The sequence below is a fragment of the Massilia sp. ZL223 genome (assembly GCF_018119395.1).
Classification (GTDB): domain Bacteria; phylum Pseudomonadota; class Gammaproteobacteria; order Burkholderiales; family Burkholderiaceae_D; genus Telluria.
This window is the reverse complement of the sequence record NZ_JAGPWD010000045.1, coordinates 25,132-44,279: the sequence shown is the minus strand read 5'-3', so window position 1 is coordinate 44,279 and position 19,148 is coordinate 25,132. Positions and strand designations below refer to the sequence as shown.

At 64.5% G+C, this 19,148-nt stretch carries 19 protein-coding genes; 11 read left to right on the top strand and 8 right to left on the bottom strand.

Translation table 11 applies throughout. The annotated features are described in order from the left end of the window. Positions 1–74 precede the first annotated feature (74 nt). On the top strand, positions 75–755 hold the full coding sequence (locus tag KBW95_RS21680) for a Fe2+-dependent dioxygenase (protein WP_211523424.1): 681 nt from the start codon (positions 75–77) through the stop codon (positions 753–755). A 10-nt stretch (positions 756–765) separates the two neighbouring features. On the opposite strand, the gene KBW95_RS21675 is transcribed toward KBW95_RS21680, so the two are convergent. Continuing rightward, positions 766–1,506: an SDR family oxidoreductase gene (locus tag KBW95_RS21675; RefSeq protein ID WP_211529315.1), complete on the bottom strand. Its 741-nt coding sequence runs from the start codon at positions 1,504–1,506 to the stop codon at positions 766–768. 110 nt (positions 1,507–1,616) lie between these two features. Here KBW95_RS21675 and KBW95_RS21670 point away from each other — a divergent pair, with 110 nt between their 5' ends. After that, positions 1,617–2,561, top strand: a complete 945-nt coding sequence (locus tag KBW95_RS21670) for a LysR family transcriptional regulator (protein WP_211523426.1) — start codon at positions 1,617–1,619, stop codon at positions 2,559–2,561. Here the strand turns inward: KBW95_RS21670 and KBW95_RS21665 are convergent. Then, positions 2,533–3,321: a carbon-nitrogen hydrolase family protein gene (locus KBW95_RS21665; RefSeq protein ID WP_211523427.1), complete on the bottom strand. Its 789-nt coding sequence runs from the start codon at positions 3,319–3,321 to the stop codon at positions 2,533–2,535. The two genes, KBW95_RS21670 and KBW95_RS21665, sit on opposite strands and share 29 nt — an antisense overlap. 215 nt (positions 3,322–3,536) lie before the next feature. On the opposite strand from KBW95_RS21665, the gene KBW95_RS21660 reads away from it, so the two are divergent. After that, positions 3,537–3,989 (top strand): hypothetical protein, encoded by a 453-nt coding sequence (locus tag KBW95_RS21660; protein WP_211523428.1) that lies wholly within the window; start codon positions 3,537–3,539, stop codon positions 3,987–3,989. A gap of 83 nt (positions 3,990–4,072) precedes the next feature. Here KBW95_RS21660 and KBW95_RS21655 read toward each other — a convergent pair whose 3' ends face one another. The 6 genes from KBW95_RS21655 to KBW95_RS21630 form a co-directional block, all read right to left on the bottom strand. Next, positions 4,073–4,576, bottom strand: coding sequence for a GNAT family N-acetyltransferase (locus KBW95_RS21655; protein ID WP_211523429.1), 504 nt, complete (start codon positions 4,574–4,576; stop codon positions 4,073–4,075). 46 nt (positions 4,577–4,622) lie between these two features. Next, a complete protein-coding gene (locus KBW95_RS21650; protein ID WP_211523430.1) occupies positions 4,623–5,876 on the bottom strand; it encodes a DUF2863 family protein in 1,254 nt (417 codons plus the stop codon). A gap of 411 nt (positions 5,877–6,287) precedes the next feature. Further along, on the bottom strand, positions 6,288–8,996 hold the full coding sequence (gene acnA, locus KBW95_RS21645; RefSeq protein ID WP_211523431.1) for an aconitate hydratase AcnA: 2,709 nt from the start codon (positions 8,994–8,996) through the stop codon (positions 6,288–6,290). A 76-nt stretch (positions 8,997–9,072) separates the two neighbouring features. Beyond that, a complete protein-coding gene (locus tag KBW95_RS21640; protein ID WP_211523432.1) occupies positions 9,073–9,633 on the bottom strand; it encodes a hypothetical protein in 561 nt (186 codons plus the stop codon). After that, a complete protein-coding gene (locus KBW95_RS21635) occupies positions 9,633–10,622 on the bottom strand; it encodes a CoA ester lyase (RefSeq protein WP_211523433.1) in 990 nt (329 codons plus the stop codon). Before KBW95_RS21635 ends, KBW95_RS21640 begins: the two co-directional genes overlap by 1 nt. Before the next feature lie 102 nt (positions 10,623–10,724). Then, complete coding sequence (locus KBW95_RS21630; protein ID WP_211523434.1) at positions 10,725–11,714, bottom strand: malate dehydrogenase; 990 nt, start codon at positions 11,712–11,714, stop codon at positions 10,725–10,727. A 285-nt stretch (positions 11,715–11,999) separates the two neighbouring features. Here KBW95_RS21630 and KBW95_RS21625 point away from each other — a divergent pair, with 285 nt between their 5' ends. The 8 genes from KBW95_RS21625 to KBW95_RS21590 all read left to right on the top strand — a co-directional run bounded on the left by KBW95_RS21625 (position 12,000) and on the right by KBW95_RS21590 (position 19,015). Beyond that, positions 12,000–12,764 carry a GntR family transcriptional regulator gene (locus KBW95_RS21625; protein WP_211523435.1) on the top strand — a complete coding sequence of 255 codons (765 nt, stop codon included), beginning with the start codon at positions 12,000–12,002 and terminating at the stop codon, positions 12,762–12,764. Between the two features lie 254 nt (positions 12,765–13,018). Beyond that, on the top strand, positions 13,019–13,444 hold the full coding sequence (gene sdhC / locus KBW95_RS21620) for a succinate dehydrogenase, cytochrome b556 subunit (RefSeq protein WP_211523436.1): 426 nt from the start codon (positions 13,019–13,021) through the stop codon (positions 13,442–13,444). 3 nt (positions 13,445–13,447) lie between these two features. Continuing rightward, a complete protein-coding gene (sdhD, locus tag KBW95_RS21615; RefSeq protein ID WP_211523437.1) occupies positions 13,448–13,816 on the top strand; it encodes a succinate dehydrogenase, hydrophobic membrane anchor protein in 369 nt (122 codons plus the stop codon). 2 nt (positions 13,817–13,818) lie between these two features. Next, positions 13,819–15,597, top strand: coding sequence for a succinate dehydrogenase flavoprotein subunit (sdhA, locus tag KBW95_RS21610; protein WP_211523438.1), 1,779 nt, complete (start codon positions 13,819–13,821; stop codon positions 15,595–15,597). Between the two features lie 49 nt (positions 15,598–15,646). Continuing rightward, positions 15,647–16,357, top strand: a complete 711-nt coding sequence (locus KBW95_RS21605; RefSeq protein WP_211519177.1) for a succinate dehydrogenase iron-sulfur subunit — start codon at positions 15,647–15,649, stop codon at positions 16,355–16,357. Between the two features lie 243 nt (positions 16,358–16,600). Beyond that, positions 16,601–16,867 (top strand): succinate dehydrogenase assembly factor 2, encoded by a 267-nt coding sequence (locus KBW95_RS21600; RefSeq protein WP_211523439.1) that lies wholly within the window; start codon positions 16,601–16,603, stop codon positions 16,865–16,867. Positions 16,868–16,938: 71 nt separating this feature from the next. Then, entirely contained in the window at positions 16,939–18,240 is a 1,302-nt protein-coding gene (gltA, locus tag KBW95_RS21595; RefSeq protein WP_211523440.1) for a citrate synthase, read from the top strand. A gap of 193 nt (positions 18,241–18,433) precedes the next feature. Further along, complete coding sequence (locus KBW95_RS21590) at positions 18,434–19,015, top strand: SRPBCC family protein (protein ID WP_211529314.1); 582 nt, start codon at positions 18,434–18,436, stop codon at positions 19,013–19,015. The last annotated feature ends 133 nt before the right edge of the window (positions 19,016–19,148 follow it).

Genomic DNA, 19,148 nt, shown 5'->3' with positions numbered 1-19,148 from the left:
TTTCCCCCGGCCCCACCCTTGGGGCCGGGGGGGGGGGGCCCCCGGCCGGCCACGCTTTTGTTGAAAGGATTCCCATGCTCCTGCATATCCCGAACGTGCTCACCCAGGACGAACTGCGCGGCATCCGCGCCAGGCTGGATCGCAGCGACTGGCAGGACGGCCGTGCCACCGTGGGTGCGCAGGGTGGCCAGGTCAAGCGCAACCGGCAGCTGCCGGAAGCCTCGCCGGAGGCGCGCGAGCTGTCCGCCATCGTGCAGGCGGCGCTGGCGCGCAACGCCATGTTCTTCGCCGCCGTCCTGCCGGTGCGTTCGATGCCGCCGCTGTTCAACCGCTATGGCGTGGGCGAGCACTATGGGAACCATGTCGACGGCGCGGTGCGCGTGGTGCCGGGCGCAAGCGGCATGCTGCGCACCGACGTCTCCGGCACCCTGTTCCTGTCGGCACCGGAAGAATACGAGGGCGGGGAACTCGTGGTGCAGGACACCTACGGCGAACACGAGGTCAAGCTCGACGCGGGCGACCTGATCGTCTATCCCTCGACCAGCGTGCACCGGGTGGAACCCGTCACGCAGGGCGAGCGCATCTGCAGCTTTTTCTGGACCCAGAGCATGATCCGCGACGACACCCGGCGCAGCATGCTGTACGAGCTGGACCGCACCATCGAATCCCTGCGCGCCCGCCTGGGCGATTGCCAGGAGACGGTGGCGCTGACGGCCCACTATCACAACCTGCTGCGCCAGTGGGCCGAGACCTGAGCTCGGCGGTTCAGGCGCCGAAACCGCCATCGACTGCCAGATCCGCGCCGGTCACGAAGGCGGATTCGGGGCCGGCCAGGTAGGCCACCATCGAGGCGATTTCTTCCGGGCGTCCGTGGCGCGGCAGGGCCATCAAACCGTGCAGCGAGGCGCCGAAATCCGTGTTCTCCGGGTTCATGTCGGTGTCCACCGGCCCCGGCAGGACGTTGTTGATAGTGATGCCGCGCGGACCCAGGTCGCGCGCCAGTCCCTTGACGAGTCCGCTCAGCGCGGACTTGCTCATCGCGTACACGGCAGCGCCGGCGAAGGGCACGCGGAATGCGTTGACGCTGCCGATGTTGACGATGCGTCCGCCTTCGCCCATGTGCCGCAGCGCGGCCTTGAGGCCGACGAACACCGCGCGCACGTTGACGGCGATCGTGTTGTCGAAGTTCTCGAGTGCGAACTCGTCCACCGGGCCCAGGTGCAGCACGCCCGCATTGTTGACCAGGATGTTGATGCGGCCGAAGCGGTCCGCCGCCTGGTCGATGGCTTCCTGGAGTGCGGCCGGGTCGCCGGCGTCGCTGCGGATGGCGAGCGCGCGGCCGCCGCCGGCTTCGATCTCGCTCACCAGGGCTTGCGCCGCGTCGGCCGAGCTCTGGTAGGTGAGGGCGACGGTGGCGCCCTCGAGCGCCAGGCGGCGCACGATGGCGGCGCCGATGCCGCGCGAACCGCCGGTGACGAAGGCGACTTTGTTCTGAAGGTTTTGCATGATGTTCTCCTGGTGGGATGGTTGGTGAACATCAGTATTGCCCTGACCGGGAGTTGAAACTAGCCGGGCGATTGTCGAAATACTTTCAACTCCAGGTATAAAATGGAGGCATGCTCGAATCGATCAGCCACTTGGTTTCCTTCATCTACAGCGCCGAGGAGCGCGGCTTTTCCGCCGCCGCCCGCCGGCTCGGCATGACGCCGGCCGCAGTCAGCAAAAACGTCGCCGCGCTCGAGCGCCAGCTTGGCGTGCGCCTGTTCCAGCGCACCACGCGCCAGCTGCGCCTGACCGAGGAGGGCGAGCAGTTCCTGCGTGAAGTGGCGGAACCGTGGCGCCAGATCGAAGGAGCGGTGCTGGCCGCGCGGGAGGCAGCGGCCCATCCTGCGGGCACGCTCAAGGTGAGCATGGCGCCGGCCGTCGGCCGCACCTATTTCGTGCCGATGCTGGAAGCTTTCCGCGAGCGCTATCCGGCGATCGTGCCCGACCTGTATCTGGAGAACCGCCAGGTCGACCTGGTGGGCGAAGGTTTCGACGTGGCCATCGGCGGCGGGATCGAGCTGAGCGAAGGCGTAATCGCGCGCGAGCTGACCCAGGTGCCGATCATCGTGACCGCAGCGCCGGCTTATCTCGCCCGGCGCGGCACGCCGCACACGCCGCACGAGCTGGCGGCCCACGACGGGATCGCGCGGCGCGCCATCCGCACCGGCAGGCTGTACAGCTGGACCCTGCGCACCGAGGCGGGCGACGAACAAGTGCCCGTAGAGTTCCGCGCGGCGGCGGTCTGCGACGATCCTGAAGCGATGGCGGCCGCCGCCGCTGCGGGCATGGGCGTGGCGCTGCTGCCGGCGCCGCACGCGCTGCCCTTCCTGCGCAGCGGCGAGTTGGTGCACCTGATGCCGGACTGGCACGCACAAGCGCGTCCATTGTGCATCTACTACTCGAGCCGGCGGCTGCTGCCCGCGAAGACGCGGGCATTCGTGGAGTTCGTGGTGGAGCGTTTCCGCGCGCAGGGCTTGGCGGAGCAGTTCAGGGCGCCAGCCCAGCCTCTTCGCTAGGGACGCCTACCTCTACGGAAACGGTCGATCCGACCCATCCCATGTTGCCGCGCGAAACAAGAAGCAATTGATCGCCTGCCCCCGACGCGGCGGCGACCAGCGCGCCGCGTTCATCCCAGAACGCGCTGCGCCCGGCCGAGGTCCAGCCTCCAGTCGGCCCGCCGTGGTTCGCCAGCAGCACCGCCATGCGATGCTGTTCCGCGTAGCCGCGCAGGATCGTGCTGTCGGTCGGATAGCCTCCCTCGCCGATCAGGACGCTCGCCGCATACACTTGCGCGCCCGCGGCGGCGGCCGCTTCCGCGTGCGACGGCTGGCCGAAGTCCGCGCAGATCGACAGGGCGGTCGGGATGCCGCTCACCTCGAGCATGGGCCCGCCGTCGCCGGGGCTGAAATACATCTCTTCGCCGGTGTGCAGGTGCTGCTTGACATGCACCGTCATGTTGCCGTCGGCATGCAGGATGAAGGCGGCGACGAGCGGCTTGTCATGGGCGGCGGAGCGCAGCGGCAGCCCGACCACGGTCGTCATCGCGGCGTCCTGCGCCAGGCTGCGCAAGGGCTCCAGGAGCGCCGTGTCCTCCTGCTGGGCGAGCGCGTCGGCCAGGGCGGGCTCGTAGCCGGTCAGCGACAGCTCGGGGAAGACGAGGAAGCGTACGCCATGCCGGCGTGCGGCGTGCATGAAGACGAGATGGCGCTGGATATTCTCGGCAAGGTCGCCGGCGCGCACACTGCATTGCGCGGCGGCGAAAACGGGCTTGGTCATCGTAGGCATGTATGGTCTGGGAAAGGCTAGATACAGGCTGTCATGCAGCCGTGCGTTCAGCAATGCATGATTTTACGCTGGAGCCCTTGTCACCGGATGAGTTGAATGCGAGGATGAGCCCGACAGGACTCGCACCAGACATCGGCATTGAGGTACGCTGCGCATCGCTATCCCCAAGTCTGGGGTGCGGGCGCAAGACAAGCGAGGAGCTGATCATGTCGAAATGGACCACTATCCGCCTGGCATTGATTGCTGCGACGCTCGTTGCATCGGCGTTTCCTTCCACCCCACCGGAGCAGACCGAAGACATGCCGGTTCTGTTCCTGATCGCGGTGTTCGTCTTCGGGATAGTGGCCCTGCTCGGCGTGGTTGGCTTTCAGCGATTCAACCCGTTGTCGGCAACAACCTGGCGCTATCCCGACTGGTCGATCAACCCGTTTCTCCTGCGGGAGCCGCTGCAATTCTTCCACTTCGGCGGCTACTTCATGCTTGCCTCAGGTCTCGGTACGGTGATCAGCCGGATGGTCTTCGGGCCGGCATTGTCCGTCAGCGACTGCTTACCGCTGGCTTTCGGTCTCGGAATCCTGTGTGGGGTGCGGGCCTGCACCATCGCCTATCACGACAAGATGGTATCGGACGTCCCTGAAGCGCGGGGGACTCGGCGCTAAGTAGCTGCGGCTTCTCCACACTGCCATGCGAAGCGTGAGCGCTTCATGGCCCGGTCCTTGGAGGAAGGTGGACTTGGTGTATCTCAGGCGAACGCGCCGTCGTAGGCGACCACGCCTTGCGGCGCCGGACCAGCGAACGGCAGGGCCATGAAGTACTCCGGCGGCGGCCCCGGGTAGCGCAAGCCCGCATCCTGCGCGAAGCCGAAGCGGCAGTAATACGCCGGCTCGCCCAGCACCACGCAGCCGCGCGCGCCCTTGCGGCGCAAGACCGACAATCCGGCCTCGACCAGGGCCGCGCCGACGCCCTGGCCTTGCGCCTGCGGCAGCACCGCGAGCGGCCCCAGCCCATACCAGTCTTCGTCGCGCCCATCGATAGTCACCTTGGAGAAGGCGACATGCCCGACCAGCCGGCCATCGGGCAGCAGGGCGGCCAGCGACACGGCCAGGCGGCCGCCGGCGCGCAGGCGCTCGACGATCTGGTGTTCGGTGTGATTGCTGTGCTGGTTGCCGGCGAAGGCGGCGTAGAGCAGGGCGGCGATCGATGCCGCATCGGCGGGCCGTTCGGGACGGATGTGCAGGTCGATCATGGCAGGAAAAATGAAGCGCCCCCGGTTCCCGGGGGCGCCTGCATTGTCAATGGAAGTGCTCGGTGCCGGTCGGCGCGTCTTCCGGCATTTCGGCGTGGACCAGCTCACCGGTCGGATCGGCGAACAGCGGCGCGCCGCAGTCGTCGCAGTACTCGGCGACATAGCGCTCGTTGATCCGCTTGATGTGGGCGATGCCCGCATCGTTCAGGTGGGCGACGATCTCGTTGATCGGGGTCAGCGGCGTCGGGCCGGCCGCGAGCGGGCCTTCCATCGGCGTGCCGTTCTCGTCTTCCTGGCCGTACAGCGGCCAGACGATGCCGTACACCACGTCCGGGCTCTGGCGCATGGTGAAGGAGACGCGGTACTCGTCGATCTGGATGTCCGAGGCTTCTTCGCCGAAGCCGGCGATCACGGCGCGCAGGTCCGAGGCTTCCACGCCCAGCGTGTTGGTCAGGTAATGCACGGCGGCGCGGATCGAGATCGGACGGATCAGCTTGTCGGCTTCGCGGCAGGCCACGTAATACGCTTCCGGCAGCAGCAGCTCGATGCCGCAGCCCGGCAGCAGGCGCGCGACATTGGCCGTGGCCTGGGCGCGCCACTGCTCAAGCGCGCGGTTGCGCTCTTCGGCGAAGTGGGTGTGGTGCTGCGGCTCCTGCCAGCGGAACAGCGGCGCGCCCTGCGGCGCGACGACGGCCACCAGCAGGTAGCGGGTGTCGGCCAGGAAGGGCGCGGTCTCGGCTTCGCGCGCGGCGGGCTTGATGGTGCCGCCCTTGTGCGCGGCCGCGGCCAGCTTGTGGGTCAGCGCATAGGTCTCGGCGTGGGTGCGCGGCAGCTGGTCGATCGAATATAGGGTGGGAGCAATGGCCAGGCGCGTGCCTTCGGCCAGCAGGTGGCCCGAGAAGTGCGCGGACAGCGTGTTCAGCAGTTCGCTCGGGATGTTCCCGGTCGCGATAGAGAAGCGGGTCCAGGCCAGGATCGGCGCTGCGACCAGCAGGGCCTGCCAGGTCACGTCGCCGCCGTCCTGCTGCTCGACCATCGAGGCCGACTCGCTGACGGCTTCGACGGTATCCATCAGGACGTCGTAGGCGCCAAGGTCGTCCTTGAACAGGACGTTCAGGGCCAGGTCGATGCTCTCCTGGTGGTTGGTCTTGAGCAGTTTCTGCAGTTGCGTGTCCAGTTGGCGTTCCCAGGCCCGTTCCTCGACGCGGCTCGCAGCCTGCATGATGGCTTGCGAGATGCTGACGAGGCGCTGGCTTTCTGCGGATAGTTTAGGAGATGAATCTTTGGATGGACGACGCATGGCGCTAAGGGGTCTCTTGTCAATGAAGTGTGGATCGAAAGTCCATGGGGGTCATCATAAACCCTTACCCCCGGTATTGTAGTTGATTCGGCCACATGTCATGAACACGCAGGCAACATCCATTGTCCGACGCGGTCGTGGAGAGGGACGCTTGCCAACCTCGCCATATTAAACGATAATGGGAATCGTTCTCATTTATTATGCGGTTTGGCTGGCGGATGCGTTCTGCTTCATGAGCAGGAAGGGCCTCGCGCCAAAGTGCCGGTCGAGTACCACCCCCGCCGGGCAACCGGATTCGCCCTGCCGGCAGGATCGGCAGGGCTTTTTTATTGGCGGCCGCAAGCGCCGTGTCCAAGACAAAAAGGCCGGAACCTTCTCAGGTTCCGGCCCTTTTCACTTCAGCAGTCCAGCTTAAGCAGCCAGCAGCTGACGCAGCACGAACGGCAGGATGCCGCCATGCTTGTAGTAGTCGACTTCGATCGGGGTATCGATACGCAGCAGCACTTTGACTTCCTGCGATTCGCCGTTCTCACGGTGGATCACCAGGGTCGCCAGCTGTTGCGGCTTGATCTCGCCTTCGAGGCCCTTCAGGTCGTAGGTTTCCTTGCCGGTGATGCCCAGGCTTTCAACGCTGTCGTTGCCGATGAACTGCAGCGGCAGCACGCCCATGCCCACCAGGTTCGAGCGGTGGATACGCTCGAACGAACGGCAGATCACGGCCTTCACGCCCAGCAGCTGGGTGCCCTTGGCCGCCCAGTCGCGCGACGAACCGGTGCCGTACTCTTCGCCGCCGAAGATCATGGTCGGGGTGCCCTCCGCCACGTACTTCATTGCCGCGTCGTAGATCGACAGCTGCTCGCCCGACGGCTGGTGGATGGTGATGCCACCCTCGACCGCCGAACCGTCCGCCTTCGGCGGGATCATCTTGTTCTTGATACGCACGTTGGCGAAGGTGCCGCGCATCATGATCTCGTGGTTGCCGCGGCGCGAGCCGTAGGAGTTGAAGTCGGCCTTCAGGACGCCGTGATCCTTCAGCCACTTGCCTGCCGGACCGTCTTCCTTGATCGAACCCGCCGGCGAGATGTGGTCGGTGGTGATCGAGTCGCCGAACACGCCCAGCGCGCGGGCGCCGGTGATGCCGCTGGCGGCTGCCTTCGGGGTCATCTCGAAGTCGCTGAAGAACGGCGGCTCGGCGATGTAGGTCGACTCAGGCCAGTTGTACACCTGGCCTTCGGTCGACGACACGCGCTCCCACAGTTCGCCCGGGTTGCCCTTGACGTCGGCGTAGTTCTTGCGATAGACCTCCGAGTTCATCGCCAGGCGCATCAGCTCGCCCACTTCCTGCGACGACGGCCAGATGTCGCCCAGGTAGACGTCGACACCGTTGGTGTCCTTGCCGACCGGCTCCGACATCAGGTCGCGGGTCATGTTGCCGGCGATCGCGTAAGCGACGACCAGCGGCGGCGAGGCCAGGAAGTTCGAACGGATGTTCGGGTGGATACGTGCTTCGAAGTTACGGTTGCCCGACAGGACGGCCGAGGCGACGATGTCGTTCTCGACGATCGCGGCGTTCAGTTCCGGGGTCAGGTCGCCGGCGTTGCCGATGCAGGTGGTGCAGCCGTAGGCGGTCACGCCGAAGCCCAGCTTTTCCAGGTAAGGCAGCAGGCCGGCGGCGGTCAGGTACTCGGTGACCACGCGCGATCCCGGGGCCAGCGAGGACTTGATGTGCGGAGCGACGGTCAGGCCGCGCTCGACCGCCTTCTTGGCCAGCAGGCCGGCAGCCAGCAGCACGCTCGGGTTCGAGGTGTTGGTGCACGAGGTGATCGCGGCGATCAGGACGTCGCCGTTCTTCACGCGCACGCCGTTGGTGGTCTCGTAGACCTTCGACAGGTCTTCCGGCGACTTGTTGAAGCCGTTCTGGGTGGTCGGCTTGCTGAACAGGTCGGTGAAGGTGTTCTTCACGTGACCCAGTTCGATACGGTCTTGCGGACGCTTCGGGCCGGCCAGCGACGGAGTCACGGTCGACAGGTCCAGTTCCAGCACGCGGGTGTAGTCGATCTCGCCTTCCTGCGGGATGCCGAACATGCCCTGGGCCTTGTAGTAGTTCTCGAAGGCAGCCAGTTCTTCTTCGGTACGGCCGGTGCCGCGGAAGTAGTCGACGGTCGCTTCGTCCACCGGGAAGAAGCCCATGGTCGCGCCGTATTCCGGGGCCATGTTGGCGATGGTGGCGCGGTCGGTGGTCGACAGCGAGCGGGTGCCTTCGCCGAAGAACTCGACGAACTTGCCCACGACTTTTTCACGGCGCAGCATTTCGGTGACGGTCAGCACCAGGTCGGTCGCGGTGCAGCCTTCGCGCAGCTTGCCCTTCAGGTTGACGCCGATCACGTCCGGGGTCAGGAAGTAGACCGGCTGGCCCAGCATGCCGGCTTCCGCCTCGATGCCGCCCACGCCCCAGCCCACGACGCCGACGCCGTTGATCATGGTGGTGTGCGAGTCGGTGCCGACCAGGGTGTCCGGGTAGAACACCTGGCCCTGCTTCATGACGCCGCGCGCCAGGTATTCCAGGTTGACCTGGTGGACGATGCCGAAGCCCGGCGGCACGACGCCGAAGGTGTCGAATGCCTGCATGCCCCACTTCATGAACTGGTAGCGCTCGTTGTTGCGCTGGAATTCCAGTTTCATGTTCAGGTCGAGCGCGCCCGGCTCGCGGAAGTGGTCGATGGTGACCGAGTGGTCGACCACCAGGTCGACCGGCACCAGCGGCTCGATCTTCTTCGGATCGGCGCCGGTCTTGGCGGCGACGTTGCGCATCGCGGCCAGGTCGGCCAGCAGCGGCACGCCGGTGAAGTCCTGCAGCACGACGCGGGCGACGACGAACGGGATCTCGTCGGTACGCTCGGCGGTCGCGCCCCAGTTGGCGAGCTGCTTCACGTGTTCTTCGGTGACCTTCTTGCCGTCGCAGTTACGCAGCACGGACTCGAGGACGATACGGATCGACACCGGCAGGCGCGACAGGTTCACACCGAGGCTTTCGGCCAGGGCCGGCAGCGAGTAGAACTGACCGGTCTGGCTTGCGCCGATCGGGAATTCCTTCAGTGTGTTCAGAGTGTTGCGAGACATAATCTCTCCTTCAGTGGGGATTTTGTTATTTCACTATCAATAACATCAGGCAATGCGCGGCGATGCTGGCCGCGAATCAGCTTTTCTTTTCCTCGGGCGACGAAGCCACGATGGGCGCCGCCTGTTGGGGGGTCTTGCACTCGTTGGCCAGCTGGCGGTTCAGGCGGGAATCCAGCAGGATGCCCTTGGCCGGAATGCCAATCCAGATCAAGCCCCAAAAGGGGTTTTCGAAGCGCTGCGCGCCGGTCGTCGTGCCCACCCGCGCCAGGCGGTGCAGGCGCTTCTTCCAGCGCAGGGCGATGTGGGCATCGTCTTTTTCGTTGGTGTAGATCGTGACCTTGTTGTTAAGTTCACAAGCGTATTCGGTGACGATCGTATCGGTGATGTCCGGCTCGGCCTGCTCCGGATTGCTCGGATCGACGGTGGGCTCGGCGGATGCCGCGGCGGCCGCGGCCGCGCCGGCGGCGCCGGCCTTGGCTTTCTTCGCTTTGGACTTGGATTTCTTGGCCTGCGCTTTCAGGACGGCTTCCGCCTTCGGGTGCTTGTCGGCGGGGGCGGCGGTGGCCGGCGCGCATACGCCGGCGGCCGCGAACGCGAAAGCGCCGGCGGCAAGGAGTTTGGACAGTTGGGTGGACATCAGGAGGCTTCCGTGTGGTTGACGATGGCCGCCGCGGCTTCGGGCAGCGCAAGGCCAGCCAGCTTAGCGCGCTGCAACACCGTCCAATAATAGCGATAGCTCGCGCGGTCGTGCAAGCGGCCATGGTGGGCGATCGGTCCCCAGCCGGCCGCCATGGCCTCGCTCAGGATGTTGGTCGCCTCGTTCACTTCCGACAGGCGCGGCGTGAAGGCCTTCAGGATCGCCTTGATCTGGTCGGGGTGGATGCTCCACATGCGGGTGAAGCCGAACTCGGCGGCCGCGCGCTGGGCGTCGTTGGCGACGATCGCGCTGTCCTTGATGTCGGTGGTCACGTTGTGCGACGGGACCTTGCCGTGCGCGTGGCAGGCGGCGACCATCTCGAGCTTGGCGCGCACCACCAGCGGGTGGGTGAACTGGCCCGGAGTGCGCATGGCGCCGGCGGGAATCGCGCCGTAGTGGGCGGACACGAAATCCATGATGCCGAAGGACAGCGATTCGACCTGGGGCAGGGCGGCGATGTCGTAGGCCTCGCGCAGGGCGCCGTGGGTCTCGATCAGCACGTGCACCGGCAGGTCGCTGCGGCCGCTCGGCGCGGCGTGCTGGTTGATCAGGTCGATGGCGCGCGCCACTTCCATGGCGCTGCTCACCTTGGGCAGCATCACGAAGGCCAGGCGCGGCGCGGCGGCGCCCACGATGGTGGCGACGTCGTGCTCGAAATGGGGGCTGCCCGGCTCGTGCACGCGCGCGCCGATGCGGTTGAAGCGGTTGTCTTCGCTATTCAGCAGGGACGCCACCAGGGCGGCATGCCCGGCTTCGCTGCCGGCGGCGGCGCCGTCCTCGCAGTCGAAGGTGATGTCGAAGACGGGCCCAAGCTCTTGTTGCAGGGCCATCGATTTGCGCATCAGCTTCTCCGAGCCGGCGTAGTGATCGCAGGCGGGGAGCAGGAGCGGCTGGCGTTTGCCCTGGAATAAAACCTCGGAAGGATGCATGTGGTGTTCAGTCGAAGCGGAAGCCGCCGTACCGCCTGGAGAGGCGGCACGGCGTATGCGGCGGACGGGCGGCTTGGCCGGTTCCATCAACCGCGTGGAAGTTTAGGCCAGCAGGTGGGCCACGCCTTCACGCTCTTCGGTCAGTTCCTTCAGCGTGAGGTTGATGCGCTCTTGCGAGAACTCGTCGATCTCCAGGCCCTGGACGATCTTGTATTCGCCGTTTTCAACGGTGACAGGGAAGCCGAACATGGTGTCCTTCGGGATGCCGTACGAACCGTCCGACGGGATGCCCATGGTGGTCCACTTGCCGTTGGTGCCGACGTGCCAGTCGTGCATGTGGTCGATGGCGGCGTTGGCTGCCGAGGCTGCCGACGACAGGCCGCGCGCTTCGATGATGGCGGCGCCGCGCTTGCCGACGGTCGGCAGGAAGGTGTCGCGGTTCCAGACGTCGTCGTTGATCATCTCCTTGACCGATTGGCCGTCGATGGTCGCGAAGCGGTAGTCGGCGTACATGGTCGGCGAGTGGTTGCCCCACACGGCCAGCTTTTCGATCGACGACACCGGCTTGCCGGTCTTGGCGGCAACTTGCGACAGGGCGCGGTTGTGGTCCAGGCGCAGCATGGCGGTGAAGTTCTTGCTAGGGAGGTTCGGGGCCGACTTCATGGCGATGTAGGCGTTGGTGTTGGCCGGGTTGCCGACCACCAGCACCTTGACGTTGCGCGAAGCGACGGCGTCCAGCGCCTTGCCCTGCACGGTGAAGATCTGGGCGTTGGCTTCCAGCAGGTCCTTGCGTTCCATGCCCGGGCCGCGCGGACGGGCGCCGACCAGCAGGGCGAAGTCGGCATCCTTGAAGGCGGTCATCGGGTCGGCGTGGGCGGTCATGCCGGCCAGCAGCGGGAATGCGCAGTCGTCGATTTCCATCATGACGCCCTTGAGCGCCTTCTGTGCCTTCTCATTGTCGATTTCCAGCAGCTGCAGGATGACCGGCTGGTCCTTGCCCAGCATGTCGCCGTTGGCGATGCGGAACAGCAGGGAATAGCCGATCTGGCCGGCCGCGCCGGTGACGGCAACGCGCATTGGGGTTTTAGCCATGATGAATCTCCAAAGTGGGAATGAAAACGGTCGGTGCCTGGGTCGATGCCGAGGATACGCCTGTTTGGGAAAACTGCAATGATACCAAAAGCGCCATCCACGATCCGGCCCGTGAGACTGGTGTCGCGCGCGTACAATAAGTGCAAGAACGGACGCCAGGTCGACCGCGAGTGTACTCCTCTGCCGTTCCATCAGTCAATTCATATCATATGTCTTATATAAGACACATGTGTGGAGGCCTTCTGCACTGGACGGTGTTGCACTTTTGTGGTGAAATCGCGGTCTATGAACCCCGTCCCGACCAACCAGGCCAGCGATCCCGCCGGCAGCGCATCGCCTTCGTTCCGGCCGCTGTACCAGCAGATCAAGGCCCTGATCACCCAAAGCCTGCAAGCGGGCGAATGGAAACCGGGCGAACTGATGCCCAGCGAAGTCGAGCTGGCGGGGCGTTTCAAGGTCAGCCAGGGCACGGTGCGCAAAGCCATCGACGAGCTGGCGGCCGAGAACCTGGTGGTGCGCCGCCAGGGCAAGGGCACCTTCGTCGCCACCCACGCCGAGGAGCGCGCCCACTTCCGCTTCCTGCGCCTGATGCCCGACGAGGGCGTTCCCCACCATCCCGAGAGCCGCTTCGTCGAAGTCAAGCGCATCCGCGCCCCGGCCGAGGTCGCGCGCCTGCTGGAACTCAAGTCGGGCGACGCGGTCGTGTATATCAAGCGGGTCCAGTCCTTCGAAGGCCAGCCGACCATTCTGGAAGAGCTGTGGCTGCCGGGCCAGCTGTTCAAGGGCCTGAGCGCGGAGCGGCTGGCGGAATACAAGGGGCCAATGTACGGCCTGTTCGAGTCCGAGTTCGGCACCCGCATGATCCGCGCGAGCGAAAAAATCCGGGCGGTATCCGCCGACGCCTCGGCCAGCGAGTTCCTGAAGGTACCGGAAGGAACGCCGCTGCTGTGCGCCGAGCGGGTCTCGTTTACCTACGGCGACAAGGCCGTGGAACTGCGGCGCGGGCTGTACTCGACCGCGCAGCATCACTACCTGAACGAGCTGTCGTGACGGTGTAAAGAATGACGCAAACCGGGTTCCGCCGTCGTGGGGAGCCCGGTTTGCAGTTGCAGCAATCCCACGCGGGCTGCTGCAACGATCGCTTGATGCGATTAAAATATGTTGGTTTTGGGTAAGCGACGGACATTGACCCGGTTCGACGCAAGGTGTCCCGCCATGCTGCACGGCAGCGTGTGGGGCCCGGTCACAAAATCGGTGAAAATGAAGGGTTCACTAAAAATTTGTCGTCATAAGGGAGGTGTTGTATGTCCGAAGCCGTGAGAGAAGCTGCAAAAAAAGGGCGGCCGGAGTTCCGCAATATTGGCATTAGCGATATTACTGGCAAATATCGCATGCCGCCGTCGGCCATCGTGTCGATCCTGCACCGCATCAGCGGCGCCGGGTTGTTCCTGATGCTGCCGTTCCTGCTGTACCTGCTGCAGGAAAGCCTGCTGTCGGAGACCTCGTTCGAGCACTTCCGCGGCATCATGAGCAACGTGTTCGTCAAGATCATCCTGCTGGGCCTGTCCTGGGCCTACCTGCACCACTTCACCGCCGGCGTTCGCCACCTGTTCATGGACAACCACCTGGCCCTGGACAAGGACGCTGCGCAAAAGACCGCACGCTGGGTGCTGGTCGTGAGCCTGGCCCTGACCGTGCTGGTCGGCCTGAAACTGTTCGGAGTGTTTTAAACCATGGCAACCAAGAATAATATCGGCCCGCGCCGCCTCGTCGTCGGCGCCCACTACGGCGTCAAGGATTGGCTGGCGCAGCGCGTCACCGCCATCGTCATGGCCGTCTACACCGTCATCCTGCTGGTCATGTTCCTGACCGGCCAGAACTTTACCTATGAAGGCTGGGCTGGCCTGTTCGCGAAGCAGTGGTTCAAGCTGTTCTCGCTGGTCGCCCTGTTCGGCCTGTTCTACCACGCTTGGGTCGGCATCCGTGACATCTGGATGGACTACATCAAGCCGGCAGGCGTGCGCCTGCTTCTGCAGTTGGCGACGATTCTCTGGCTGATTGCCTGCGCCGCCTGGACCGTGCAAATTCTCTGGAGCGTGTAATCGTGGCAGCAATCAAACCTGCAATCCCTACCCGTCGTTTTGACGCGGTCATCGTTGGCGCCGGCGGTTCCGGCATGCGCGCATCGCTGCAACTGGCCGAAGCCGGCCTGAACGTGGCGGTGCTGTCGAAAGTGTTCCCGACCCGTTCGCACACCGTGGCGGCCCAGGGCGGCATCGGCGCGTCCCTCGGCAACATGAGCGAAGACGACTGGTACTGGCACATGTTCGACACCGTCAAGGGCGGCGACTACCTCGGCGACCAGGATGCGATCGAATTCATGTGCCGCGAAGCACCGAAGGTCGTGTACGAGCTCGAACACTTCGGCATGCCTTTCGACCGTAATCCGGACGGCACCATCTACCAGCGTCCGTTCGGCGGCCACACCGCGAACTTCGGCGAAAAGCCGGTCCAGCGCGCCTGCGCGGCCGCCGACCGTACCGGCCACGCCCTGCTGCACACCCTGTACCAGCGCAACGTCCGCGCCCGTACCCACTTCTTCGTCGAGTGGATGGCCCTCGACCTGATCCGCGACGCCGAAGGCGACGTGGTCGGCGTGCTGGCCCTGGAAATGGAAACCGGCGACACGATGATCCTGGAAGCGAAGACCACCATCTTCGCCACCGGCGGCGCAGGCCGCATCTTCGCCGCATCGACCAACGCCTTCATCAACACCGGCGACGGCATGGGCATGGCGGCGCGCGCCGGCCTGCCGCTGCAGGACATGGAGTTCTGGCAGTTTCACCCGACCGGCGTGTCCGGCGCGGGCGTGCTGATCACGGAAGGTGTCCGTGGCGAAGGCGGTATCCTGATCAACTCGAACGGCGAACGCTTCATGGAGCGCTACGCGCCGACCCTGAAGGACCTGGCGCCGCGCGACTTCGTCTCGCGCTCGATGGACCAGGAGATCAAGGAAGGCCGCGGCTGCGGTCCGAACAAGGACCACGTCCTGCTGGACCTGCGTCACATCGGCGCCGACACCATCAAGAAGCGCCTGCCGTCGATTCTCGAAATCGGCCACAAGTTCGCCAACGTCGACGCCACCAAGGAGCCGATCCCGGTCGTTCCGACCATCCACTACCAGATGGGCGGCATCCCGACCAACATCCATGGCCAGGTCGTCGCTCCTGACGGCACCGGCGGCCAGAAAATCGTCAACGGCCTGTACGCGATCGGCGAATGCGCCTGCGTCTCGGTCCACGGCGCGAACCGCCTGGGCACCAACTCGCTGCTCGACCTGGTGGTCTTCGGCCGCGCGGCCGGCAACCACGTCGTCGCCTCGAACCTGAAGCAGAAGCTGAACAAGCCGCTGCCGAAGGACGCCGCCGACTTCGCGCTGGACCGCCTGAACCGCCTCGAGACCTCGACCGGCGGCGAGAAGGTCCAGCACGTGGCCAACGACATCCGCGCCACCATGCAGAAGTACTGCGGCGTGTTCCGTACCGACGCACTGCTGAACCAGGGCGTCGAGGAAATCATGAAGCTCGACGAGCGCCGCAAGCACGTGTCCTTCCAGGACAAGTCGAAGGTGTTCAACACCGCGCGCGTCGAAGCGCTGGAACTGGACAACCTGATCGAGACCGCGAAGGCGACCATCGTCTCGGCAGCAGCCCGCAAGGAATCGCGCGGCGCCCACGCCCACAGCGACTACGAGAAGCGCGACGACGAGAACTGGATGAAGCACACCCTGTGGTTCTCGGAAGGCAACCGCCTCGAGTACAAGGCTGTGGTCACCAAGCCGCTGACCGTCGAGACCTTCAAGCCGAAGGCACGTACTTTCTAATATTTGAAGAAGCCGGGGCAGGGCCCCGGCTTAGAAGACAGGTAAAAACATGGCACGCACCGTCCAACTGAAGATTTACCGCTACGATCCGGACAAGGATACGAAGCCTTACATGCAAGACGTGACCGTCGAGCTGCAAGATACCGACAAGATGCTGCTGGACGTCCTGCAGCGCATCAAGTCCGACGTCGATGACTCGCTGGCCCTGCGCCGCTCCTGCCGCGAAGGCGTGTGCGGTTCGGACGCAATGAACATCAACGGCAAGAATGGCCTGGCCTGCACCACCAACCTGAACGAACTGAGCCAGCCGATCGTGCTGCGCCCGCTGCCGGGCCTGCCGGTCATCCGCGACCTGATCGTGGACATGACCCAGTTCTTCAAGCAATACCACTCGATCAAGCCTTACCTGATCAACGATTCGATCAAGCCGGAGAAAGAGCGCCTGCAGTCGCCGGAAGAGCGCGAAGAGCTCGACGGCCTGTACGAGTGCATCCTGTGCGCCTGCTGCTCTACTTCCTGCCCGTCGTTCTGGTGGAACCCGGACAAGTTCGTCGGCCCGGCCGGCCTGCTGCAGGCCTACCGCTTCATCGCCGACTCGCGCGACGAAGCCACCAACGAGCGCCTGGACAACCTGGAAGACCCGTACCGCCTGTTCCGCTGCCACTCGATCATGAACTGCACGGACGTGTGCCCGAAGGGCCTGAATCCGAACAAGGCGATCGGCAAGATCAAGGAATTGCTGGTCCGCCGCGCGATCTAAAGCTCGGCCGCCATCCCGTCGTTCCGGCGGAGGCCGGAACCCAAGTTTGCGTGAGTACCGCTACTAGAGATCGTCGTGGTAACGCAAACGAACTTAGGTTCCGGCCAAGGGGGCCGCCGAGGCCCGGAACGACGGGTAACTTTGGCGCAAATGCAGGCAAATTTGCCGCAAATACAGTAAAAGTACCGTACTGCCAATTCCTGGCAGCCGGAGTATAGTGTTGACCCAACAACGGACTCTAGTGTGAAAACGCATCAATCCGACCCAGCCAACCGTGCCCGCCTGCGTTGGCGCGCACGCCGGGGCTTGCTCGAGAACGACCTGATCCTCACGCGCTTCCTGGACGCACACGAAGTGGACCTGAGCGACGAGGAGGTCGATGCGCTGACCCGCCTGCTGGACCTGGCGGACAACCCGCTGATGGACCTGCTGCTGGGGCGCGCCGAGCCCGAAGGCGAGGTCGACCTGCCGCACGTGCGCGCCCTCCTGGCGCGGCTGCGGCAAGCGTGAGCGGAACCGAGGTTTCGCGAGGTTTCGTTTTATATATTTTGTAGACTCCACTCCCAAAAGAAGGAAGTGCCATGAACATCTCTGATACCAAAGCCACTCTGTCGTTCTCGGACGGCAGCCCGTCGGTCGACATGCCGATCTATAAGGGCACCATCGGCCCGGACGTCATCGACATCCGCAAGCTGTACGGCCAGACCGGCAAGTTCACCTACGATCCTGGCTTCATGTCGACCGCCTCGTGCAACTCGAGCATCACCTACATCGACGGTGACAAGGGCGAGCTGCTGTACCGCGGCTACCCGATCGAGCAACTGGCCGTCAACTGCGACTTCCTCGAAACCTGCTACCTGCTGCTGAACGGCGAACTGCCGAACGCAGAGCAGAAGAAGACCTTCACCGACACCGTGACCAAGCACACCATGGTCCACGAGCAGATGCAGTTCTTCTTCCGTGGCTTCCGCCGCGACGCGCACCCGATGTCGGTCCTGGTCGGCACCGTCGGCGCGCTGGCTTCGTTCTACCACGACTCGCTGGACATCAACGACGCCAAGCAGCGTGAAATCTCGGCCATCCGCCTGATCGCCAAGCTGCCGACCCTGGTCGCCATGGCCTACAAGTACTCGATCGGCCAGCCGTTCATGTACCCGCGCAACGACCTGTCGTACAGCGCGAACTTCATGCACATGATGTTCGCCAACCCGTGCGAAGAGTACAAGGTCAACGACGTGCTGGTGCGCGCCCTGGACCGCATCCTGATCCTGCACGCGGACCACGAGCAGAACGCATCGACCTCGACCGTCCGTCTGGCCGGTTCGTCGGGCGCCAACCCGTTCGCCTGTATCGCTGCCGGTATCGCCTGCCTGTGGGGCCCGGCGCACGGCGGCGCGAACGAAGCCGCACTGACCATGCTGAAGGAAATCGGCTCGGTCGAGAACATCCCGGCCTTCATCGAGAAGGTCAAGGACAAGAACTCGGGCGTGAAGCTGATGGGCTTCGGTCACCGCGTCTACAAGAACTTCGACCCGCGCGCCAAGCTGATGCGCGAAACCTGCCACGAAGTGCTGAACGAACTGGGCCTGCAGGACGACCCGCTGTTCAAGCTGGCGATGGAACTGGAACGCATCGCGCTGGAAGACGAATACTTCGTGTCGCGCAAGCTGTACCCGAACGTCGACTTCTACTCGGGCATCGTGCAGTCGGCACTGGGCATCCCGGTCTCGCTGTTCACCGGTATCTTCGCGATGGCCCGTACCATCGGCTGGATCGCCCAGTGGAACGAAATGATCGCCGATCCGGAACAGAAGATCGGCCGTCCGCGCCAGCTGTTCGTTGGTTCGCCGGTGCGCGACGTGCCGACGATCGACAAGCGTTAATCGGACCGCCCCGTGCAGGGGCTGTGTCTTCAGGAAGCGGGCTTCGGCCCGCTTTTTTTATTTCAACCTGTCTGCACAGGGCATCGATTCGTTCCTGGCGCGAAGAAGTTAAGCTTGGCGCCATGGTTGAGGCCTGCGCACCGGTGCGGCGCGGGCTTGCCACCCAAGCGCATCCGCATGCTACGCTCGGCGAATGCTACGTCGCCTCTCAACCATGCTGTTGCTCGGGTGCACTTTATCGGGCTCGATCGCTGCCCAAGTGGCAGCGCAGCCGGGCGAGCCCAGGTTCGCACTCGAGGTGGAGCGCGTTGCCGGCGCCGATGGAGGCAAGGTCTACCAGATCAAGTCGAGCGCCAAGGTGGCGGCAATGCCAGGCGTTGTCTGGGGTATTCTCACCGATTACGAGCATTTTGCCGATTACCTGCCGAACCTGCATAGTGTTCGCGTCCTGTCCCGCAACGACAACACGGTCGTCGTCGAACAATTGAGTGAAGCCCGCTTCCTGTTTTTCAGCCAGGCGATCCGCCTGGTGGTGCAGGTGCACGAGCGGGCGCCGGATCGCATCGACATCTCGCTGGTCGAGGGCGACATGAAAGTCTACCGGGCGCGCTGGGAGCTGACGCCATTGGCAGGCGCCAGCGGCACCAGGGTAGAGTACAACGCCACCATCGAGCCGAAGTTCAGTGTGCCGGAAGCTGTGGAGACAAGCGTTGTAAGGAAAGATGTCGCCGCGATGATGGCGGCAATGTTGTCGCGACTGGACCGGCGGGAGTAGCAGTTTTCCGATTGACAGGGCGAGTATGATGATGTGCGGCGTCGTATGAATCGCACATCCGGCCGGCAGGGTCGAATGCCCGGTTTGGTCGAAAGCGACCGCCGCACCCAAATTATCCCTGGTGTAACATCTG